Genomic DNA, 18,251 nt, shown 5'->3' on the forward strand with positions numbered 1-18,251 from the left:
CGTTAATAATACCACTAGTGTTGATATTTTGAAAAACTTAGTTTGATAAAATATGCAGGTAACTCGATCTGATAATTTACTATTGGATTGTCTTCTTTGGATACATATAGAATATTGTTGTTGTTGTTGATTTTTAGAAAAAAAACGCTAATTGTTTGTTGTGGTATAAAAACGCTAAAAAGTTCCTGTCTTCTGTATTGTGCAGAGGGAGATATATACATCTAAAAAGTCTATATAAAATTGTCTAACTTTTATTCCAGGTTGATTATGAGGTACAATAGCAGCTAGTAGAGGAGGTAGAAGGATCGTTCCTTTTTTAACCTAATCCGTGAATAGTTTTTTTATTCAAGTTCTAATCGTTAATTAATTAAGTTATGAATAATTACACAAAGAAAGTTGCCTGCATGGCCATTCCTTTGTTTTGTCTTAATTTGACCATGGCGGCTGAAAGCAATCTTTCAGACCTTGATATCCGGAAAGCCGTAGCAATAGAGGAAGCAGCATCGGTAAATCAGAATACTCGCAAAGTGACAGGTGTCGTTAAAGATGAAAACGGGGAACCGGTAATTGGCGCCAGTGTTGTTGAAGTAGGTACCACTAATGGTATTATGACAGATATGGATGGAAAGTTTGAATTGTCCGTCAAAGCTAACGGTTCATTGCAAGTCTCTTATGTAGGCTTTGTAACCCAAACTATAAAACCAGGAAATAAAAACAATATTCAAATCATATTACAGGAAGACAACCAGGCTTTGGACGAAGTGGTGGTTGTAGCTTTCGGTAAAAGTACGAAAGAAGCCTTTACCGGTTCTGCCGGCATAATGAAATCGGACGACCTTCTGAAAGCGCAGGTTTCGAACCCGGCCCAGGCTTTGGCTGGGCGTGTAGCCGGTGTACAGTTAAGCAATTCTTCTTCACAACCGGGTAGCTCTCCTTCTATAACAATTCGTGGTTTTGGTTCAATATCCTCAGATACAGAACCTTTGATCGTTGTTGACGGTATGCCTTTCGATGGTGACCTGAACCTGATAAACTCGAACGATATCGAGTCGATGACCGTATTGAAAGATGCAGCTTCCAATGCATTGTATGGTGCCCGTGGCGCCAATGGCGTTATCATGATTACTACGAAGAAGGGTAAAAATGGCGATGCAAAAGTTTCTGTTGATGCCAAATGGGGTGCTAACTCGAATGGTCTCCAGAATTATAAGACGACAAACGCCCAGCAGTTCTACGAAACTTATTACAAGATGTTATATAACTATTATATAACTGAACCGGGCGGCTCTATGTCGGCAACAGATGCCCATGCCTTGGCAAATCAACATCTGACAAACTCATCCAGTGGTGTCGGCCCGGGTTATATGATATATACGGTTCCCGAAGGGCAAGACTTTATCCAACAGGGTGGTGTAATGAATCCGGGAGCGACCATGGGAGCACTATATGATTATAATGGACAAAAATTCTGGTTGCAGGCTGATGACTGGGAAGAGATCGGTTTGCAGAACGGTTTCCGTCAAGAGTATAACGTATCGGTATCAGGTGCTTCCGAGCGTATAAACTATTATACATCTATAGGATATCTGGATCAGGACGGTATTCAGGAAGGCTCCATGCAAAAACGTTTAACAGCACGTGCAAAGCTGGATTACCAGGCAAAAAAATGGTTGAAAGTCGGTGCAAACTTCAACTATACAAAATATAATTACAGTCAGACATCCGAAGGTACAATCGGTACTGGAACTATCTGGAGCACCATAAAGAGCCAAGCTCCCATTTATCCTGTTTACCTCCGGGATGCAAATAAGAATATCATGATCGATCAGTGGGGAGAGAAAATGTATGACTTTGCACAAGCTTACGATCTGACTCGTGCAGGCGGTGTGGGAGGTAACTGTATTTTCTCAAACAAATATCGTTCTGATGAAACGACCGGTAACTCTTTTATTGCCAGTGGTTATGCAGATATTAATCTGACTCAGGATCTGACCTTCACGTTTAATGCCAATGCATATGATTATGATCGTCGTTATACCTATGCAACCAGTCCTTTTGTCGATTACTATACCAGTTCTTCTGATAATGGCTACTTGTCGAAAGCTTCTTATCGCACTTTCACTTATAATACGCAACAGTTGTTGAATTATAACAAGCAGTTCGGTAAACATGATGTCGGAGCAATGGTCGGTCATGAATATTATAATTACAAATATGAATCATTGAGTGCTTCCGGACGTAATTTCGGAATCGATGGAACACGTGAACTGGCTACTCTTTTGAATTTGAATAATAATCCATATTCTTATTCAAATTCTTATAATAATGAAGGTTACTTCTTCCGTGCTATGTATAATTACGATGCGAAGTATTTCGGTTCGGTATCTTATCGTCGTGATGCTTCTTCACGTTTTGCGAAAGAACACCGTTGGGGTAACTTCTGGTCTGTCGGTGGTGCCTGGCTTATTTCTAAAGAAGCTTTCTTTAACGCACCTTGGGTGAACTCTTTGAAGCTGAAGGCTTCTGTCGGTTCTCAGGGTAATGACAATATCGGTGATTATTTGTATGCCGATTCTTACAAAGTGGTAAATAATGATGATCAGGCTGCTTACCAGTGGCGTCAGAAAGGTTCCAGTGATATTACTTGGGAAACCAATACAAACTGGAATATAGGTACAGAATTTGATCTTTTCGGCGGACGCTTGGGCGGTAGCCTGGATTATTTCTATCGGAAAACCAGTGATATGTTGTTTTCTCTGAATACACCTCCTTCTATTGGTTACACCAGTTATTTCGTTAACTTGGGTGATATGCGTAATGCCGGTATTGAGTTGGTTTTGCAGGGAACTCTGATCAGCAATAAGGATTTCAAATGGGATGTCAACTTCAATATTTCTCATGTAAAGAATAAAGTATTGACTTTACCGGATGCAATCAAAACAACAAAGGTAGACGGACATAATGGTTATGTCAATCTGGATAAATCGTTTGTATCCAAGTACAAATATTTTGTGGCAGAAGGTCTTTCTCTGTATACTTGGTACTTGCCTAAATTTGCCGGTTTGGATCCTGAAACAGGAGAGTCTTTATTCTATAAAGATATTCTTGATGAGGCAGGAAATGTCACAGGACAGGAAACAACCAAAGATGCAAGTCAGGCAACCGATTATCTGATTGGTGATGCTCTTCCTTCTTTCTATGGTGGTTTGGGTACTTCATTATCCTATCGTGGTTTTGACTTCTCTATCAACCTGAACTATCAATTGGGTGGAAAGGCTTACGATTATACTTATCAGACATTGATGCACACCAGCACCACTACGTCTACAACTTGGCATAAGGACATCTTGAATGCCTGGTCGCCGGAGAATACAGGTTCAAATATTCCGCGTTTGCAGTTTGCAGAAAAGTATTCACAGAATCCGCGTTCAGACCGTTTCATTACTAACGCAAGCTATCTGAATATCCAGAATATTAATCTGGGATATACATTGCCTTCCAGTCTGACACAGAAGTACAATGTTCAGAATATACGTGTTTATTTCTCGGGAGAAAACCTGTTCTACTTCTCTGCACGCCAGGGATTCGATCCTCGCTATACATTGAAAGGATACAGTAATCCGGAACTTTATTCTCCGATACGTACTATCTCAGGTGGTATTTCATTGACATTCTAAACACTAAAAAGAAAACATCATGAAGAAATATAAGATTTTATTGGCTGCTGCGGCTCTTCTGGGGTTAAGTAGCTGTATCGAAGAAACATTGCCGACAGAATATGTGTTGAATGACCAGATTCAAGCATCGGAATCGGCTTTACAAGGGATGGTCAACTCTATTTATACTTCAATGGGCGGGTATATAAATGATGACGGTGGTATAGAAATGATTTCGTATGGTAGTATGCGTGCCATGCTTGAACATAGTACGACCCAGTTTGTCTGTTCCGGAGCGAATGGGTATAACACCATGGGCGCTTATTGCTATGGAGCGATCAGTGCTACCGGTTCCAATCGTGGATTGTATCCTTCTTATCTCTATTATTCTTATATCAAGAATGTAAACGATATTATCGGCATGATCGATGTGAACGATTTGGATGATACGAAAAAGGGATATCTGGGCGTCAGCTACGCTTACCGTGCACTTTATTATCTGGATCTGGTTCAGATTATGGAATACAAGAAACCGACCGATAGCCGTTACAGCTATGTAAGTCCTGAAAATGACTTGACGAATTTGGGTGTACCTATTGTAACGGAGAAGACAACATCGGAAGAGGCTTCCAATAATCCGCGTGCAACAGTGGATGCAGCCTATGATTTGATCCTGAGTGACTTGCAGCAGGCAGAAACATATCTGAGCGGATATACCCGTACTGATAAAACCCAGCCGAACCTGGCGGTTGTCTATGGTTTGTATGCCCGTACATATGCTAATCTGGCTTCTCGTGTGAAAACATCCGCTACCTATAAAGACGAAGCATCCTATTGGCAGAAATCCGGTGAATATGCAGATAAGGCTATTTCTGTAGCCGGTTGTACTCCATTGACGGAAGCAGAATGGACCGATCCGGTTAATGGCTTTAACAATCGTAACTCTCAGAATTCATGGATGTGGGCTACTTCTATTTCCGAAGGTAATACCACTGCTGCTACGGGAAACAATCAGTCATTCTCTTTTGCTATGATCTTCGGAACGGAAACGACTTTCAGTGTGTATGGTTGGCGTGTTGGTCGTTCACTCGATCGTAAATGGTACGAGCGCCTTTCGGATAACGACTTCCGTAAGAAATCATGGTTGGACCCCAGCTTTTTCTATGAATCGAAAAACCAGAAAGAGGGTGAGCCGTATTTAGTGGAGAGAGATGCTGATGGCAAGTTTATTAATAACAAATGGGCATTGAACGATGTAAGTACAAGTACTACTCAAAGCGATTGGAGTGATGATTATTCTGGATTCGGTCCTGATAAATATCAATATAAGTACAACAGTTCTGCCTCATGGATTCGTGCACGTATCAATTCGTCTAACGGTTTCCAGTCATGGCCGTGGTTGTATGTAAATATGAAATTCCGTCCGCATAATGGAGACTATCGTACTCATACTGTCGGTGGTGCAGTCGATTATCCGATCATGCGTATCGAGGAAATGTATTACTTGAAAGCAGAGGCAGCACTTCATACATTGGGAGTACCTGCGGCAGCAAAAGCATTGGAGGATATTGTGAAAACACGTAACTCCGCTTATACCTGTACAGCAACTACTGCCGACGCATTCCTGGATGAATATGTTTTCCAGAAAGGTATCGAATTCTGGGGTGAGGGAATTAATTATTTTGATGCTAAACGTTTGGAAGTTGGTATCCACCGTGCTTACAAAGGTTCCAACTGTGAACGTTATCAGCACTGTATTGATATGGATGGTGCCTATGTAGGTTGGACTCCGGGCTGGAACCAGGCTGAATTGAATGCTAATCCTGCCATCTTCCATTATAATAATCCGTATACGAATCCGACGACTTATTATGTGTTTAAGTCTAATGATGAGCTTAGGCCGTATTATGGTACCGAAATCACTGAATAAGAAGGATTATTTGAAATAGTAGAAAGGTATGTCGCGGTTGTCGGCATACCTTTTTTGTTTGAATTATCCTTGTTCTTTTGTGCGGTAGGCCAGTGCGTACATTCGCATTTGCTTGACCATAGCCACCAGGCCGTTTGAGCGGGTAGGGGAAAGGTGCTCCTTCAATCCGATCTGCTCAATGAAATAAAGATCGGTATCCAGAATCTCCTGCGGAGTATGGCCGGACAGGACGTTGATCAGTAAGGATACGATACCTTTTACAATCACAGCGTCGCTTTCGCCTTTGAATATAATTTTGCCGTCCTCGTAGTCTGCCTGAAGCCATACACGGCTCTGGCAACCTTCGATCAGGTTACTTTCTGTTTTATACTTTTCTTCCAGCGGGGGAAGTGAGTTGCCTAAATCGATCAGCAACGCATACTTGTCCATCCAGTCGTCGAAGGCTGAGAACTCTTCAATAACGTTATCCTGAAGTTCGTTGATAGTCATTGTTTGTATTATTTCTTTTGTCGGTTATATACTACTTCCAGTACCGTTTGCCCTACCGCTTTAAGGGTTTCGCGGTCGATATTTTCCATATTGTCCTTTTGTGTATGCCAGTACCAACCGAAACCGCTTTTGCTGTCAGGGTCGTAGTTGATAATGTCGATACAAGGGATATTGCGTCCTTTGATCACATATTCGTGATCGTCGGTGATGGCGCCGCCTGTGGCATTAATGAAATCCCTGCCATATCCGAGGTTGCGTGCCGTGCTCCATACCATTTCCACAATGTTGCCAGCCTTGCTCAAGGAAGTCTGTTCCTTGAAGAAAGTGGCGTTTTTAGCTCCGACCATATCCAGCAGGATACCGAAGTCGGCGCGGTAATTGGGTACGTGCGGATTCTTTGCCCAGAACTGGGTACCCAGACACCAGGTGTCGGGTTTATAATCGTCTACAAACTCCGGTGTACCGTAATCTTCTGCATCGAAGAAGATGATGTCGATACCTACTCCGGGATCTTTTTGCCCGATCTGCCGGGCTATTTCAAGCAAGGCTCCTACACCGCTGGCTCCATCGTCGGCTCCGTCGATCGCTTTGCGATGATTAGCCGGGTCGGGATCGTGGTCGGAATAAGGACGCGAATCCCAATGGGCGAAGAGCAGGATGCGTTTATTGTTTTCCGGGTTGAAAGAGCCGATGATGTTTTTGGCTTCCAGTCCGGTATTGTCGTAGGCGGTAAGCATGGCTTCCTGTTCGTATACTTTGGCCCCGAAACGTTTCAGTTCGGAGGCGAGATAGTTGCCGCATGCTTTATGGGCATCGGTGTTCGGTACGCGTGGGCCGAATTTTACTTGGTTTTCAACAAAAACATAGGCGCTGTCGGCATTGAAAGAAGGCGTTGTTGTTGTCATTGGCGTCTGGCTGACTGTCGTTACTTCCTGTTGCTGGTTCTTTGCCTGGCTACAGGCGAGCAATGAAAAAGCAAATAGAGCTATATACAAAACGTGCATCATATATCTGTTAGTATTTCTTTATTATCATCCGTTATAGGCCGACTGCACACGTGACATGACACGCAGCAGGTTGCCTCCCCATATCTTTGCAATATCATTCTCCTTGTAGCCGTCTTTCAGAAGGCGCAGGGTGATATTGATCAGTTCGTTGCTTGCCCGGCATCCGATCAGTTCGCCGTCGCCGTCGAAATCGGAGCCGATGCCCACATGGTTGATACCGATCAGGTCCACTATATGATTAATGTGGCGTATGGCATCGGTAAGCGATGCTTTTTCAGCATCTTCATTGATAAAGCCTTTATAAAGGCATACTTGTACTACGCCTTGTTTTTCGGCCAGTGCTTTCAGTTGGTCATCCGTCAGGTTGCGCGGATGGTTGCACAGAGCGCGTGCCGAAGAATGTGAAGCGATGATCGGTTGTGTGCTGATTTCCAACGCATCGTAGAAGGTACTTTCGGCAGCGTGCGACACATCTACCAGGATACCCAGCCGGTTCATTTCGGCAACCACTTCTTTTCCGAAAGGACTTAGTCCGCCCCATTCTGCATCTCCGCGGGCAGAGTCGCATATGTCGTTGCTCCCGTTGTGGCAAAGCGTGATATAGCTGACGCCCAGTTCTTTGAAACGGGCTACGTTTCGAATATCTTTACCTATGGCATAACCGTTTTCCAGACCCAGCATGATTGCTTTTTTGCCGGCATCTTTTGTTACCCATACTTCCTGTGATGTCCGGGCGATGTTCATTCTGCCGCGGTTAATTTCCATTTGGCGATGAATCTCGTTCAACCGGTTCATGGCAAAATCGGTTGCCTGCTGCAATGATTCGTTATCCCGTTTGCCTTGCGGGATATAAGCGACCATGATCGCAGCATCGACCATTCCTTCTTCCATCAGCGGCAGGTTTACTTTGCCTCCCTCTTTTAGTCCGATATTGAACTGGCTGGGGAAGTTCATCGGTGTGTCCGTATGAGAATCGAGTATGACGTTCCGGCTATGGATGCGTTTGGCTTCCTTGAACAGGCGGGCCATTTCCACATGATGCCTGAACAGTTCGAGCATAAGTTCGTCGTCGTTGGCAGCCATTGCTTCGGGATGCCATTGCACACTGAAAATCTCTTTTTCGGGATGCTCCATGGCCTCGTTGATACCATCCGGGGCAACTGCCGTTTCTTTAAATTCGGGTGCGATATCTTTGACTGCCTGATGATGGAAAGAGTTGACGAATATATCCGGTTCTTTCTTTAATATATCGAACAGGCGCGAAGAAATATCGGTGATCTGTACGGAATGAGAAACCTGTTCGCGCGGCATTGTCTGGCTGTGCTTGAACAACCTGGCTTCGTGTTGCGAATGGATATCCTGATATATGGAACCGCCGAAGGCTACGTTGATAAGTTGATGGCCGCGGCAAATACCCATGACGGGTAACTGGCGGTTAGTTGCCAGCCTAAGCAAGATAAGATCGAACTCGTCGCGGAAAGTATCCACGTCCTGTAATTGCGGAACGGGTTCCTCCCCGACATAAAGCGGGTTGATATCTCCGCCGCCGCTCATCAGCAGTCCGTCCAGTCCGGATACGATTGCCGTAAGTGCTTCCATATCCGTAATGACAGGGATCAGCACCGGGGCTCCTCCTGCTTTCAGTACGGATTGCACATAGGTATCGGCTATACAGGAAAGTCCGTCTTTCCGGTTTGAAGATATTCCTATGCGGGGAGGTTGAAGTTTTTCTTTTTTCGGACTGAAATTGTCAACTTCCCTGAATAAGGCTTCTAAACTCGGACGACGGACTTGATAATTCATAACTATACTTTTTAATTGACAATTGAAATTGACAACTGACAATTATAGATAGTCGCTAATAAATTGTCAATTGTCTATTGTTAATTGTCCGCTGATTAAGCGTCAATATTTGCGTAAGTTGCATTCTCTTCAATAAACTCGCGGCGCGGACCTACTTCTTCACCCATTAACATGGCAAAGATCTGGTCTGCTTCTGCTGCGCTGTCGATCGTGATCTGCTTCAACGTACGGTTTTCAGGATTCATGGTTGTATCCCATAACTGGTGGTCGTTCATTTCTCCCAAACCTTTGTATCGTTGTGTATGGATCTGGTTCTCGTTACCTCCACCATATTTATCAATGAATGCCTGGCGTTGTTGCTCTGTCCAGCAGTATTCTTCTACTTTACCTTTCTTACAGAGGTAAAGGGGAGGAGTAGCCAGGTAAACATATCCGTTTTCGATCAGGGCACGCATTCTGCGGAAGAAGAAAGTAAGAATCAATGTGGCAATGTGGCTTCCGTCCACGTCGGCATCGGTCATGATGATAACCTTGTGGTAGCGGAGCTTGCTCAGGTTCAATTCCTTCGGATCTTCCTCTGTACCGATAGTAACACCCATTGCACGGAAGATGTTCTGGATTTCTTCACTTTCGAACACTTTGTGGTCCATCGCCTTTTCTACGTTCAGGATCTTACCACGAAGCGGCAGGATAGCCTGGAACACACGGTCGCGGCCCTGTTTAGCCGTACCGCCTGCCGAGTCCCCTTCGACCAGGAATAATTCGCAGATTGCAGCGTCTTTCGAAGAACAGTCGGCTAGTTTACCGGGCAGACCGCCACCGGTCATCGGTGATTTGCGCTGAACCAGTTCACGTGCTTTACGGGCAGCCTGACGTGCCTGGGCAGCCAGAACGACCTTGTCGACGATGATTTTTGCTTCTTTCGGATGTTCTTCCAGATAATAACCCAATGCTTCTCCGATGGCCTGGTCTACGGCACCGGTCACTTCACTGTTACCCAGTTTTGTTTTTGTCTGTCCTTCAAACTGCGGTTCGGCCACCTTGATAGAGATAACGGCTGTCAGACCTTCGCGGAAGTCATCGCCCTGGATCTCTACTTTTGCTTTTTCCAGCAACTTGGAGTCTTCAGCATATTTCTTCAGTGTACGTGTCAGACCACGACGGAAACCGGCGAGGTGTGTACCACCTTCAATTGTATTAATATCATTTACATAGGAGAACACGCTTTCGTTGAAAGATGTGTTGTATGTCATGGCTACTTCAACAGGAATACCCTGCTTTTCTGTAACGATATGGATAACGTCAGGAATCAGGGATTCTTTGGAACGGTCTACGTAACGGACGAATTCTTTCAATCCTTCTTCCGAGCGGAACAGTTCCGATTTAAAGGAACCGTCTTCTTTTATTACGCGTTTGTCAGTCAGTGTCAGACTGATACCGGCGTTCAGGAATGCTAGTTCGCGTAAACGGGTAGCCAATATTTCATATTTATATTCCAAAACCGTAAAGATACTGCCGTCCGGTTTGAAAGAGATAGTTGTTCCGGTCGTATCGGCTGTACCGACAACTTCCACGTCGTGCAACGGTTTACCGCAGGAAAATTCCTGCATATGGATTTTACCTTCACGGCGGACTTCTGCTTTCAGATAAGTGGAAAGTGCGTTCACACAGGAAACACCCACGCCATGCAGACCTCCGGATACCTTATAAGTACCTTTGTCAAATTTACCACCGGCGTGTAGAACGGTTAATACTACTTCCAGGGCTGATTTGCCTTCTTTCTCATGAATACCTACCGGTATACCACGGCCGTCGTCCGTTACTGTGATAGAGTTATCTTCGTTTATAACTACGTCGATCTGGGAACAAAATCCGGCTAGTGCTTCGTCAATAGAGTTGTCAACAACTTCATACACCAAATGGTGTAGACCTTTTTCGCTGATATCGCCAATATACATGGCAGGTCTTTTTCGTACTGCTTCTAACCCTTCAAGTACCTGAATACTGTCCGCAGAGTATTCCCCGGAAGTATTCTTCATTTCTTCACTCATGAGTTTCTATCCTTTAAAATCACTAAATTTCTATATATCTAAAAATGCTAACAAATATAGTGAAAATAATTGACTTAGATGGTACAAATGTAGTGAAAATAGCAAAAAAAGCAGGGCGGAGAAAGCGTGACGGGAGGTATAAAAACAAAGCAGTCGAATCATAATTGATCCGACTGCTTCTGTAAAGTAGCCCATAGGGGAATCGAACCCCTCTTTCAAGAATGAAAATCTTGCGTCCTAACCGATAGACGAATGGGCCGAAATATCCTTATGCAAGTTTGTTAACGTGCTTTGTTAATTTGGATTTCAGGTTGCCAGCTTTATTCTTGTGAATAACGTTTTTCTTAGCAAGCTTATCCAACATAGAGCACACCTTCGGTAACAGAGCCTGAGCTTCGTTTTTGTCTTCAGTAGCACGCAAAACACGCATTGCATTTCTAGCAGTTTTTGCATGATATCTATTCTGCAAACGTCTTGCGTTAGTCTGTCTGATCCTTTTGATTGATGACTTGTGATTTGCCATTTCTTAGCTATTCTTTATTGAATTTTTTAATCTTGTTTATTGTAGCCCATAGGGGAATCGAACCCCTCTTTCAAGAATGAAAATCTTGCGTCCTAACCGATAGACGAATGGGCCATCATGTCAAAGTTCTCACTTTCAGCGCTCTGGGATTGTTGATTTCCCGATTGCGAGTGCAAAGATAGATGTTCTCCCTGAACTACCAAAACATTTCAATGGAAAATTTAATAGATATTCTTGTTTTAACTTCTATTTAGAACTTATGTCTTGTAAATGTATTTCGAGAGCCTTGACGGAAATGTTTATTTCCCAGATACATACGCATAGGGAAGCGGCCAGTAGCAGCAGTGCGACACCGAATATCCAGGCGGCAATGATTTGCCATGAAATATAGATAAAGAACATGGAAATTACGCAAAGGAGCAGACTGAGTATCCCGAGTATCTGCATCGAACGGGTCAGGTAAAGCCGTTTGCGGAGGTTTGCAATCTGTGCAATATCTTTCGGATCGTGTGTCTGCTGGTGTTTTTCTTTCAATGTGCGGACCACGCTGGCGTACGACAGGAAACGGTTGGTGTAGGCCAGTAATATTAATGATATGGCTGAAAACAAAAGCGACGGGGTAGTAAGATCTAACATAACTCAAATGTATTTATAGTATTATAACCTGCAAATATCGTAAATAGTTTGTTGTTTTGTATCTTTGTATCCGATAAAGAACGGAAGATATGTTATGTAAAACACGCGGGATCGTCCTGCATGCCATCCCCTATAACGATAAGTACTCTATTATATATATGTATACGGAGGCGTTCGGTCGTACTTCTTATCTGGTGGCGCGCAGTCGTGGAAAGAAGTCGCCTGTTTCCAGGGCGCTGTTTATGCCCCTTTCGGTTTTAGAGATGGAGGTGGAGCATCTGAATAAGCGTGACCTGCACCGGATTCGTGAGACGAAGTTGTGTTATCCGCTGACTGAAGTCTTTTGTAATCCGGTCAAGAATGTGCTGGCGCTTTTCCTGGCGGAAGTATTGTTCCGGGTAGTAAAGGATACGGAGCCTGACCAGCGACTGTTCGATTATTTATATGAATCCATCCACTTGTTAGAGTATGCCGATAAGGGAGTGGCAAATTTCCATCTGGTGTTCCTGCTCCGCCTGCTTCATTATATGGGGATTTATCCGAATGCCGATTCGTATTCGACGGGTTGTTATTTCGATATGCAGAACGGTGTCTTTGTGGATCGCATTCCCATGCACCGGCATTATCTGAACCGGGAAGAGAGTCAGGTCTTTGCCCGCCTCTTGAAAATCAGCTTTGAGAATATGTCGTTGTATTCTTTTTCCCGTCAGGATAGGGTCGGAGTTATCAATCGTATCGTTGAATATTATCGCCTGCATTTGCCGGACTTTCCGGAAATAAAATCCCTCTCCGTTATGCAAAGTCTCTTTGATTGATCAGATTACTGCCTGAATACTTGCCAGTTTGCAGAAAAGATTATACTTTTGCCCCCACTTTATATAAAGTTGCCCCTGTAGTTCAACGGATAGAATAGATGTTTCCTAAACATTAGATAGCAGTTCGATTCTGCTCGGGGGTACAAAAGACCATACTTTTAGGAAGTATGGCCTTTTTTGTTTTCTTTATTCAATCCGAGTGTCGTTTTTGCATTGAGGGGTGAAACGACGGAATGTCCCAGTTGACTTTCTAGTTGTTCACGGGCAACTTGGGCAACTTTTCCTCCCTGGTGTGCTATGTTTGCATGTTCCTGAAATTCTTTGGGGTCCTTTTCTTTTGACAAATCTGTTGTTGCCGCTTCTGCTAGCATATTGAGAACAAGTTCCGTATTTGTCATATTATCCCGTAGATTCTCTTTTTTCAATCCTTTGAATTGTTTGTACTCTTTGGCTGTTTTTCCTGCCCACGTTTTATAGATAATATCAGTAAGTGTTGCGAATTGTATGTCTTCCTGTAAATTGTGTTTCTTCCATTCATCGGTTAGGTCCTTGCGGATTTCGATGGATTTTAATCGTTGGTTTATCCAGCTATCGGAATATCCGAGACGTTTATAATCCATCATAGCTTGTTCGATGGATAGTTCCGGGTCCTGCATCTGATCTAATCGTTCTTTGGCAATCTGGGCTATCCAAAGTTTGAATGGTTCGGCTTTGGGAGAAGGTATAGATTGGATAAGGCGAAAAAGTTGTTCGGTAGTCGCTACATCTGTCAATCTCATTTTACCATCAAGTGAAGGCATTTTCAACTGGCTACAATTTGTAGCCGTTTCATTGCCTTCTTTTCTAAGCCTTGTCTTTAATACGCTCCAATATTTGCGGGGATTATCACTTTCCGTTAGGACTGCTATCACATCGATTATTGAAAAGTACCATTCTTCAGTTTCGTCATCCCAGAGGGTGCGGACTTTCTTTTCCTCAAAAAATTTGATTGCTTCTTTTTTTGTCATAGTCTGTTTTGTAAGTGGTTGCTAAATGGTATATTTATTTATGTGGACAAAAATAGATTAAATAATTCATATAGTAAAGAAATTGTGAATTAAAATATAGAAGGACCATACTTGCAAATATGCTTGTACAGTCCTTCTCTCACTTAACCAGTAATGAAAATCCATCCCGGATTTTCTCCCTTTTATTGATATAAATTTAAACGCATTCCTGTAAGCAGTTCTCCTACTGTAAATGAACCGGTATAACCGTAACAGGTTATTGTGACCGTATCCGAAAGTTTGTTGCCGGATTTTACGGTGATGTTATACATACTACTCCTGTTGGTTGTGAAATTATTGATAATACTAGTGTTGGATGATGTTGCGGAACGACTCTGGAGTGTGTATGTCAGTCCGTTATAGACGGCACGCAATTCTCCCGAAACACCGATATTGGCAGCCAAGTAATTGTCAACCGCAATAGTTGCATTGCTGAATCCCGGAGCACTGATGACTATTTGTTCACGGCTGTCAGGCTGGACCGATTTGAACTGAACGGTCTGCTCTCCGGTTGGTGCCATGTTGTAAGTATAGCTATACCCACCGTTTACGGCATTCCAGCCTGCCTGAGACGTAGTCAAATTCTTTGTTGTAATAAATACAGTCAGCGGATATGTCGGAGGATAATCCGGATATTCGGGAATGGTAAATTTGAGGGTGGCAGAATTGCCTGCTCCATAGGTTACCATGTTATTTCCATTGACAGATACTCCTTCAAACTGACGCGATATCAGTTTGACTTCAGCCGTTTTGAAATAATCGTTCTCTATCGTTATTGTTTCGTTGCTGTTGTCCAGGCTTGTTTTAAAACTCAGTTCTTTAATGCCGGGACTGTATACCCAGTATACATATTTATAGACGCCGTCCTCGAATGCTATTTCCAGGTTCTTGTTCGGCTCTACCGGATACAAGTACTTTGTCGTCACTTCGCATTTCAAAGGATACAGATAGTTTGGAATAACATCCGGTATGCGGAATGATAAAGTCATATCCTGATCTTTGCCGGTATATAATTCAGGAGATAAGGCGGCCGGGTCGAAACTATATAATGTACTGGAAGTAACAGTGATTATACGGGAGAGTTCCCCCGCCTTCACCAATAGGGTCGCTTCATTTTGGCCGGCTGAAACTTTGGCGACACGGGCTGTGATATTCCCGTTACCGTCGTACGACAGGCTGCTGATGATACTACCTCTGTCTTCCTGTACCGAGACACTGATCTTGCTATCGTTCAGCACTTCGTTTTCCGTATAATGTGCTGCAACGTTCAGCGTGCCACCCTGTGTGAACAGGAAATTCAGCCTGCTTACCGTCAGCCGGTTATTGTCGCTGTCGGAGATAGAGGGTGAATCCTTGAAGACTTCGGCATAGATGTTATTGGATACTTCCGAATTTTTGGCATCCGCAAAAGTCGTACTACCATTAGCCTGGTCACTGAATGAATTGATTATGACTTTATACTGAAAGTTTCTGACGATCGTATAAGGTTTTTTATCGGTGTCCAGGAACTGTATTTTGTAATACAGTTCCGGACCTCCTCCTTCCAGGTGGCCTTTGATAATAAGATAAGACTGGTCATTGAAGTAGTTAGGATTCTCGAACATATATTTGGCTTCCAGGTTGCAGTCCGCATCGCTCTGGCTTGTTTTAGAGAGCGTACCCAGAGGCAACGTGGTGGCATTATCCTGTATGATGAACGGGTTTGGAGTCATCTCCGGCATAAACGGCACAACAGTACCGCTGGTTGCCATATTGCCGAGCGCATAACCGGTAACCGTAAAGTTGGATGCTTCGTTTTGCACCGTCACTTTGGCCTGATTACGGAAAAGTGTCACGGATAAAGAAGAAGAAGTAACTTCACTTCTTCCCCAGAAAACCATTTTATTGCCATATAAAGAAGGCATTACTTCCTTTTCATCTTTTTGCAGGGAAGCATTGTCGTTGAAGGAAGACCAGTTGTCGTAGTTGGCTACCACATGGATGATCCCTGTTTCTTCGGGTACTTCTGCTTTAAAAGAACCGCTGCCTACACCGTCTGCCTCCCCGCTGTTCAGTTCGGTTGCCTGAACACGTTCAAGGAACAGTCCGTTCCGGTCGAACGCCAGCAACCAGACATCCGAGAGGTTGTTTTCGAAAGAGGCCGCACGTGTGGCAATCCTATATTCCGGGATGTTTACCGATACCCGCAAAAGCTCTTTGCCCGGTTTCGTTGCTTTCTCCACTTCAAGTTCATTCTGACAGGCGAACAATGCAAGTGAAGCCATTAAATATATGATAACATTTTTCATAACATTTCTATTTTAGAATTTAACATCCCTGACACAACGAACTGACGAGTGCAGTGCATTGAAAGAATTTGTATTACCCACTCTGGGGTCCATGAACTGTACGGCAGAACTGGCCCTGGCACTCCAGTACCAGCTACCTTCCAAGATCTTTTTTACTTCTGCCACCTTGATATTCTGAAGTACATCGATCAGATAGACCTCAGCCAGGGTAGGCATACGCCAATCCGAATACCTTTCATTGGTGGTGGCATCGTTTTCCACATATGCTGCGCATTTATCCCTTGAGTTCGTATAGCTGTCTGCCGTTGTCACCCCGTGCTGGGATGCCAGCATAAGACGTGGCGATATACGGCGGTTGTTTTCTTCCGTATCGATGGTCTGGCCCTCGCTGTCTGTCAGCGGATTTCCTAATACGGCATTGTTTCTGATGTATTCCGCATATGATTTACCTAATGCAGGATTGGCTGCATAATGGGGGTATCCGCTTCCGAAATCTTCGTCAAACTCATCCGGATCGGGTAGGGAAGAGAAGTCGGCAACGAAAGAACCGATCACGAACATCTTATTATTGTTCTGCCCCTGGCTGCCGCCCGGTGCGTCGGCGGAAATATCAGAGCCTATATATAAGGCTGGATATTGTAAAACCGTTACTTTCTGTGTCAGGTCTACGCCGTTTTTTACGATGAAAGTGATCTCTTTGGTAACGAAATTTTCGGGTAACGCGCTGATTATAATGATATTGCCTGTTTTTACATTATGCGAATAGTTGATAAAAACTCCTTCACTACCGTTTACGATCTCCTTGCCATTGACAGCTATATCAGATACTTCGACATCCGGTGTGGATGACTGGAACGTGGTTGTAAATTTAGTGCTGTTAGGTAACTTTATATTTGTATCCTCTACATAGATAAAGTTGAAACCTTCCACTGCAACGATCACCTCTTTGGTTGTCCAGTCTTTTATCACATAATTGGCACTGATCTCGATTGCAGTCTCAGGAGTGGGTGATCCCGGCTGGTCTACCAGAACTGTTATGTCGTACAGGTGGTTGCGTTCTAATCTGTATATTGCATTACGTTCAGCCTCCTGTTCTTCGGATGGATTTGCCGTATCATCGGCCGGAATACGGAAGTTGACAGGCACTTTATAATAGTTCTGTGCATACTCCTTGCCATCAGGGCCTGTTGCCGGGATGTTGACTATCAGATAGGTTTCATTCTGTTTCTTCAGGCTCCAGTCGTTCGGATAGGAATAGACAACAATTTTATCTGTTCCCGTACCGGGGGTAATACCGGTAAAACCGGACATACTTTGTAACTGAGGAACAACCGGATTACCGTTTTCCAGTACGGAGGTATTTGTTGCGTACTGGAACAGCTTTTTGCTGATGGTTCCGCCGGCGAAAGCCGAGAAGCCGTTCGTATAGGCTGTCGATACCCTGATTTTTGATGCTGCCCGTTTCAGTGAGACTGCAATTTCCTTGTTAACGACACGTCCGTCATTCAGGATATTGGCGGCAGTACCGTCCATCTGAAAACTGTCCTGTATTTTATCGGGATTCAATGCTGATACATTCAATGCCTTCAGGTCTGAGCGGCTAAGTCCGCCAGCCGGTATGCTCCCGGAATAGTTGGATACCACATAAGTATTATAAGTTGCATTCTGGACAAACTGATCCTGCGTAGCATGCAGTGTTGCGGTATATTCCCCGCTTCCTGTCTGCTCCGGAGAAGGGGTGATATGCTCGTAGAAAGAACAAGTTTCCTGATCTTCCCTGTAAATGAAAACGTCCAGTGTCTTGATCAGGTTTTCATTCAGATCATTTTCTCCAACTTCCGTATCGGCCCGGGTGACGGCCGGTTGCGACAGGGATAGCCGGAGGGCTATCTTGCCGGAACCGGATACAGCCTCCGGCTGGTCCATCAGTTCCTCCTGGCTACAGGAAGAGAACAGCAGGACCAGTGCCGATATCAATTGAATGATGTAGATATTATTTCGTTTCAT

General features: G+C 44.0%; 12 protein-coding genes and 3 tRNA genes. 4 read left to right on the top strand and 11 right to left on the bottom strand.

Annotated elements, in window-relative coordinates; genetic code table 11:
- Positions 1-374 precede the first annotated feature (374 nt).
- Both DWW91_RS14425 and DWW91_RS14430 read left to right on the top strand, forming a co-directional pair.
- Positions 375-3,677 (top strand): TonB-dependent receptor, encoded by a 3,303-nt coding sequence (locus DWW91_RS14425; RefSeq protein ID WP_046145445.1) that lies wholly within the window; start codon positions 375-377, stop codon positions 3,675-3,677.
- 19 nt (positions 3,678-3,696) lie between these two features.
- Entirely contained in the window at positions 3,697-5,586 is a 1,890-nt protein-coding gene (locus DWW91_RS14430; protein WP_122328136.1) for a RagB/SusD family nutrient uptake outer membrane protein, read from the top strand.
- Between the two features lie 63 nt (positions 5,587-5,649).
- Here the strand turns inward: DWW91_RS14430 and DWW91_RS14435 are convergent, their stop codons facing one another.
- From DWW91_RS14435 to DWW91_RS14470, 8 genes are all read right to left on the bottom strand, one after another.
- Positions 5,650-6,075: a SufE family protein gene (locus DWW91_RS14435; RefSeq protein ID WP_010801855.1), complete on the bottom strand. Its 426-nt coding sequence runs from the start codon at positions 6,073-6,075 to the stop codon at positions 5,650-5,652.
- 8 nt (positions 6,076-6,083) lie between these two features.
- A complete protein-coding gene (locus DWW91_RS14440) occupies positions 6,084-7,079 on the bottom strand; it encodes a M28 family peptidase (RefSeq protein WP_122328189.1) in 996 nt (331 codons plus the stop codon).
- Between the two features lie 27 nt (positions 7,080-7,106).
- Positions 7,107-8,885: a gamma-glutamyl-gamma-aminobutyrate hydrolase family protein gene (locus DWW91_RS14445; RefSeq protein ID WP_122328137.1), complete on the bottom strand. Its 1,779-nt coding sequence runs from the start codon at positions 8,883-8,885 to the stop codon at positions 7,107-7,109.
- A gap of 95 nt (positions 8,886-8,980) precedes the next feature.
- A complete protein-coding gene (gene gyrB, locus DWW91_RS14450; protein WP_122328138.1) occupies positions 8,981-10,936 on the bottom strand; it encodes a DNA topoisomerase (ATP-hydrolyzing) subunit B in 1,956 nt (651 codons plus the stop codon).
- Between the two features lie 187 nt (positions 10,937-11,123).
- Positions 11,124-11,195: transfer RNA gene (locus DWW91_RS14455), tRNA-Glu, on the bottom strand.
- Between the two features lie 9 nt (positions 11,196-11,204).
- Positions 11,205-11,459 (bottom strand): 30S ribosomal protein S20, encoded by a 255-nt coding sequence (rpsT, locus tag DWW91_RS14460; protein ID WP_007655189.1) that lies wholly within the window; start codon positions 11,457-11,459, stop codon positions 11,205-11,207.
- A 42-nt stretch (positions 11,460-11,501) separates the two neighbouring features.
- Positions 11,502-11,573 (bottom strand) — tRNA-Glu (locus DWW91_RS14465).
- Between the two features lie 132 nt (positions 11,574-11,705).
- On the bottom strand, positions 11,706-12,095 hold the full coding sequence (locus DWW91_RS14470) for a DUF2721 domain-containing protein (protein ID WP_007655188.1): 390 nt from the start codon (positions 12,093-12,095) through the stop codon (positions 11,706-11,708).
- 89 nt (positions 12,096-12,184) lie between these two features.
- Here DWW91_RS14470 and recO point away from each other — a divergent pair, with 89 nt between their 5' ends.
- Both recO and DWW91_RS14480 read left to right on the top strand, forming a co-directional pair.
- On the top strand, positions 12,185-12,910 hold the full coding sequence (recO, locus tag DWW91_RS14475; protein WP_007655187.1) for a DNA repair protein RecO: 726 nt from the start codon (positions 12,185-12,187) through the stop codon (positions 12,908-12,910).
- A 71-nt stretch (positions 12,911-12,981) separates the two neighbouring features.
- A tRNA-Arg gene (locus tag DWW91_RS14480) sits at positions 12,982-13,053 on the top strand.
- Positions 13,054-13,068: 15 nt separating this feature from the next.
- On the opposite strand, the gene DWW91_RS14485 is transcribed toward DWW91_RS14480, so the two are convergent.
- From DWW91_RS14485 to DWW91_RS14495, 3 genes are all read right to left on the bottom strand, one after another.
- Complete coding sequence (locus DWW91_RS14485; RefSeq protein ID WP_007655178.1) at positions 13,069-13,917, bottom strand: Bro-N domain-containing protein; 849 nt, start codon at positions 13,915-13,917, stop codon at positions 13,069-13,071.
- A gap of 182 nt (positions 13,918-14,099) precedes the next feature.
- Entirely contained in the window at positions 14,100-16,244 is a 2,145-nt protein-coding gene (locus tag DWW91_RS14490; RefSeq protein WP_122328139.1) for a hypothetical protein, read from the bottom strand.
- A 12-nt stretch (positions 16,245-16,256) separates the two neighbouring features.
- Positions 16,257-18,251, bottom strand: a complete 1,995-nt coding sequence (locus DWW91_RS14495) for a fimbrial protein (protein ID WP_122328140.1) — start codon at positions 18,249-18,251, stop codon at positions 16,257-16,259.

Source organism: Parabacteroides sp. AF17-3 (genome assembly GCF_003635445.1).
In the GTDB taxonomy this organism is placed as follows: domain Bacteria; phylum Bacteroidota; class Bacteroidia; order Bacteroidales; family Tannerellaceae; genus Parabacteroides; species Parabacteroides goldsteinii.

Excerpts from the sequence above, each read along its gene's own strand:
- DWW91_RS14490 (WP_122328139.1), bottom strand. The coding sequence starts at position 16,244 with ATGAAAAATGTTATCATATATTTAATGGCTTCACTTGCATTGTTCGCC.
- DWW91_RS14430 (WP_122328136.1), top strand. The coding sequence starts at position 3,697 with ATGAAGAAATATAAGATTTTATTGGCTGCTGCGGCTCTTCTGGGGTTA.
- rpsT (WP_007655189.1), bottom strand. The coding sequence starts at position 11,459 with ATGGCAAATCACAAGTCATCAATCAAAAGGATCAGACAGACTAACGCA.
- DWW91_RS14495 (WP_122328140.1), bottom strand. The coding sequence starts at position 18,251 with ATGAAACGAAATAATATCTACATCATTCAATTGATATCGGCACTGGTC.
- recO (WP_007655187.1), top strand. The coding sequence starts at position 12,185 with ATGTTATGTAAAACACGCGGGATCGTCCTGCATGCCATCCCCTATAAC.
- DWW91_RS14445 (WP_122328137.1), bottom strand. The coding sequence starts at position 8,885 with ATGAATTATCAAGTCCGTCGTCCGAGTTTAGAAGCCTTATTCAGGGAA.
- DWW91_RS14470 (WP_007655188.1), bottom strand. The coding sequence starts at position 12,095 with ATGTTAGATCTTACTACCCCGTCGCTTTTGTTTTCAGCCATATCATTA.
- DWW91_RS14485 (WP_007655178.1), bottom strand. The coding sequence starts at position 13,917 with ATGACAAAAAAAGAAGCAATCAAATTTTTTGAGGAAAAGAAAGTCCGC.
- gyrB (WP_122328138.1), bottom strand. The coding sequence starts at position 10,936 with ATGAGTGAAGAAATGAAGAATACTTCCGGGGAATACTCTGCGGACAGT.
- DWW91_RS14425 (WP_046145445.1), top strand. The coding sequence starts at position 375 with ATGAATAATTACACAAAGAAAGTTGCCTGCATGGCCATTCCTTTGTTT.
- DWW91_RS14435 (WP_010801855.1), bottom strand. The coding sequence starts at position 6,075 with ATGACTATCAACGAACTTCAGGATAACGTTATTGAAGAGTTCTCAGCC.
- DWW91_RS14440 (WP_122328189.1), bottom strand. The coding sequence starts at position 7,079 with ATGCACGTTTTGTATATAGCTCTATTTGCTTTTTCATTGCTCGCCTGT.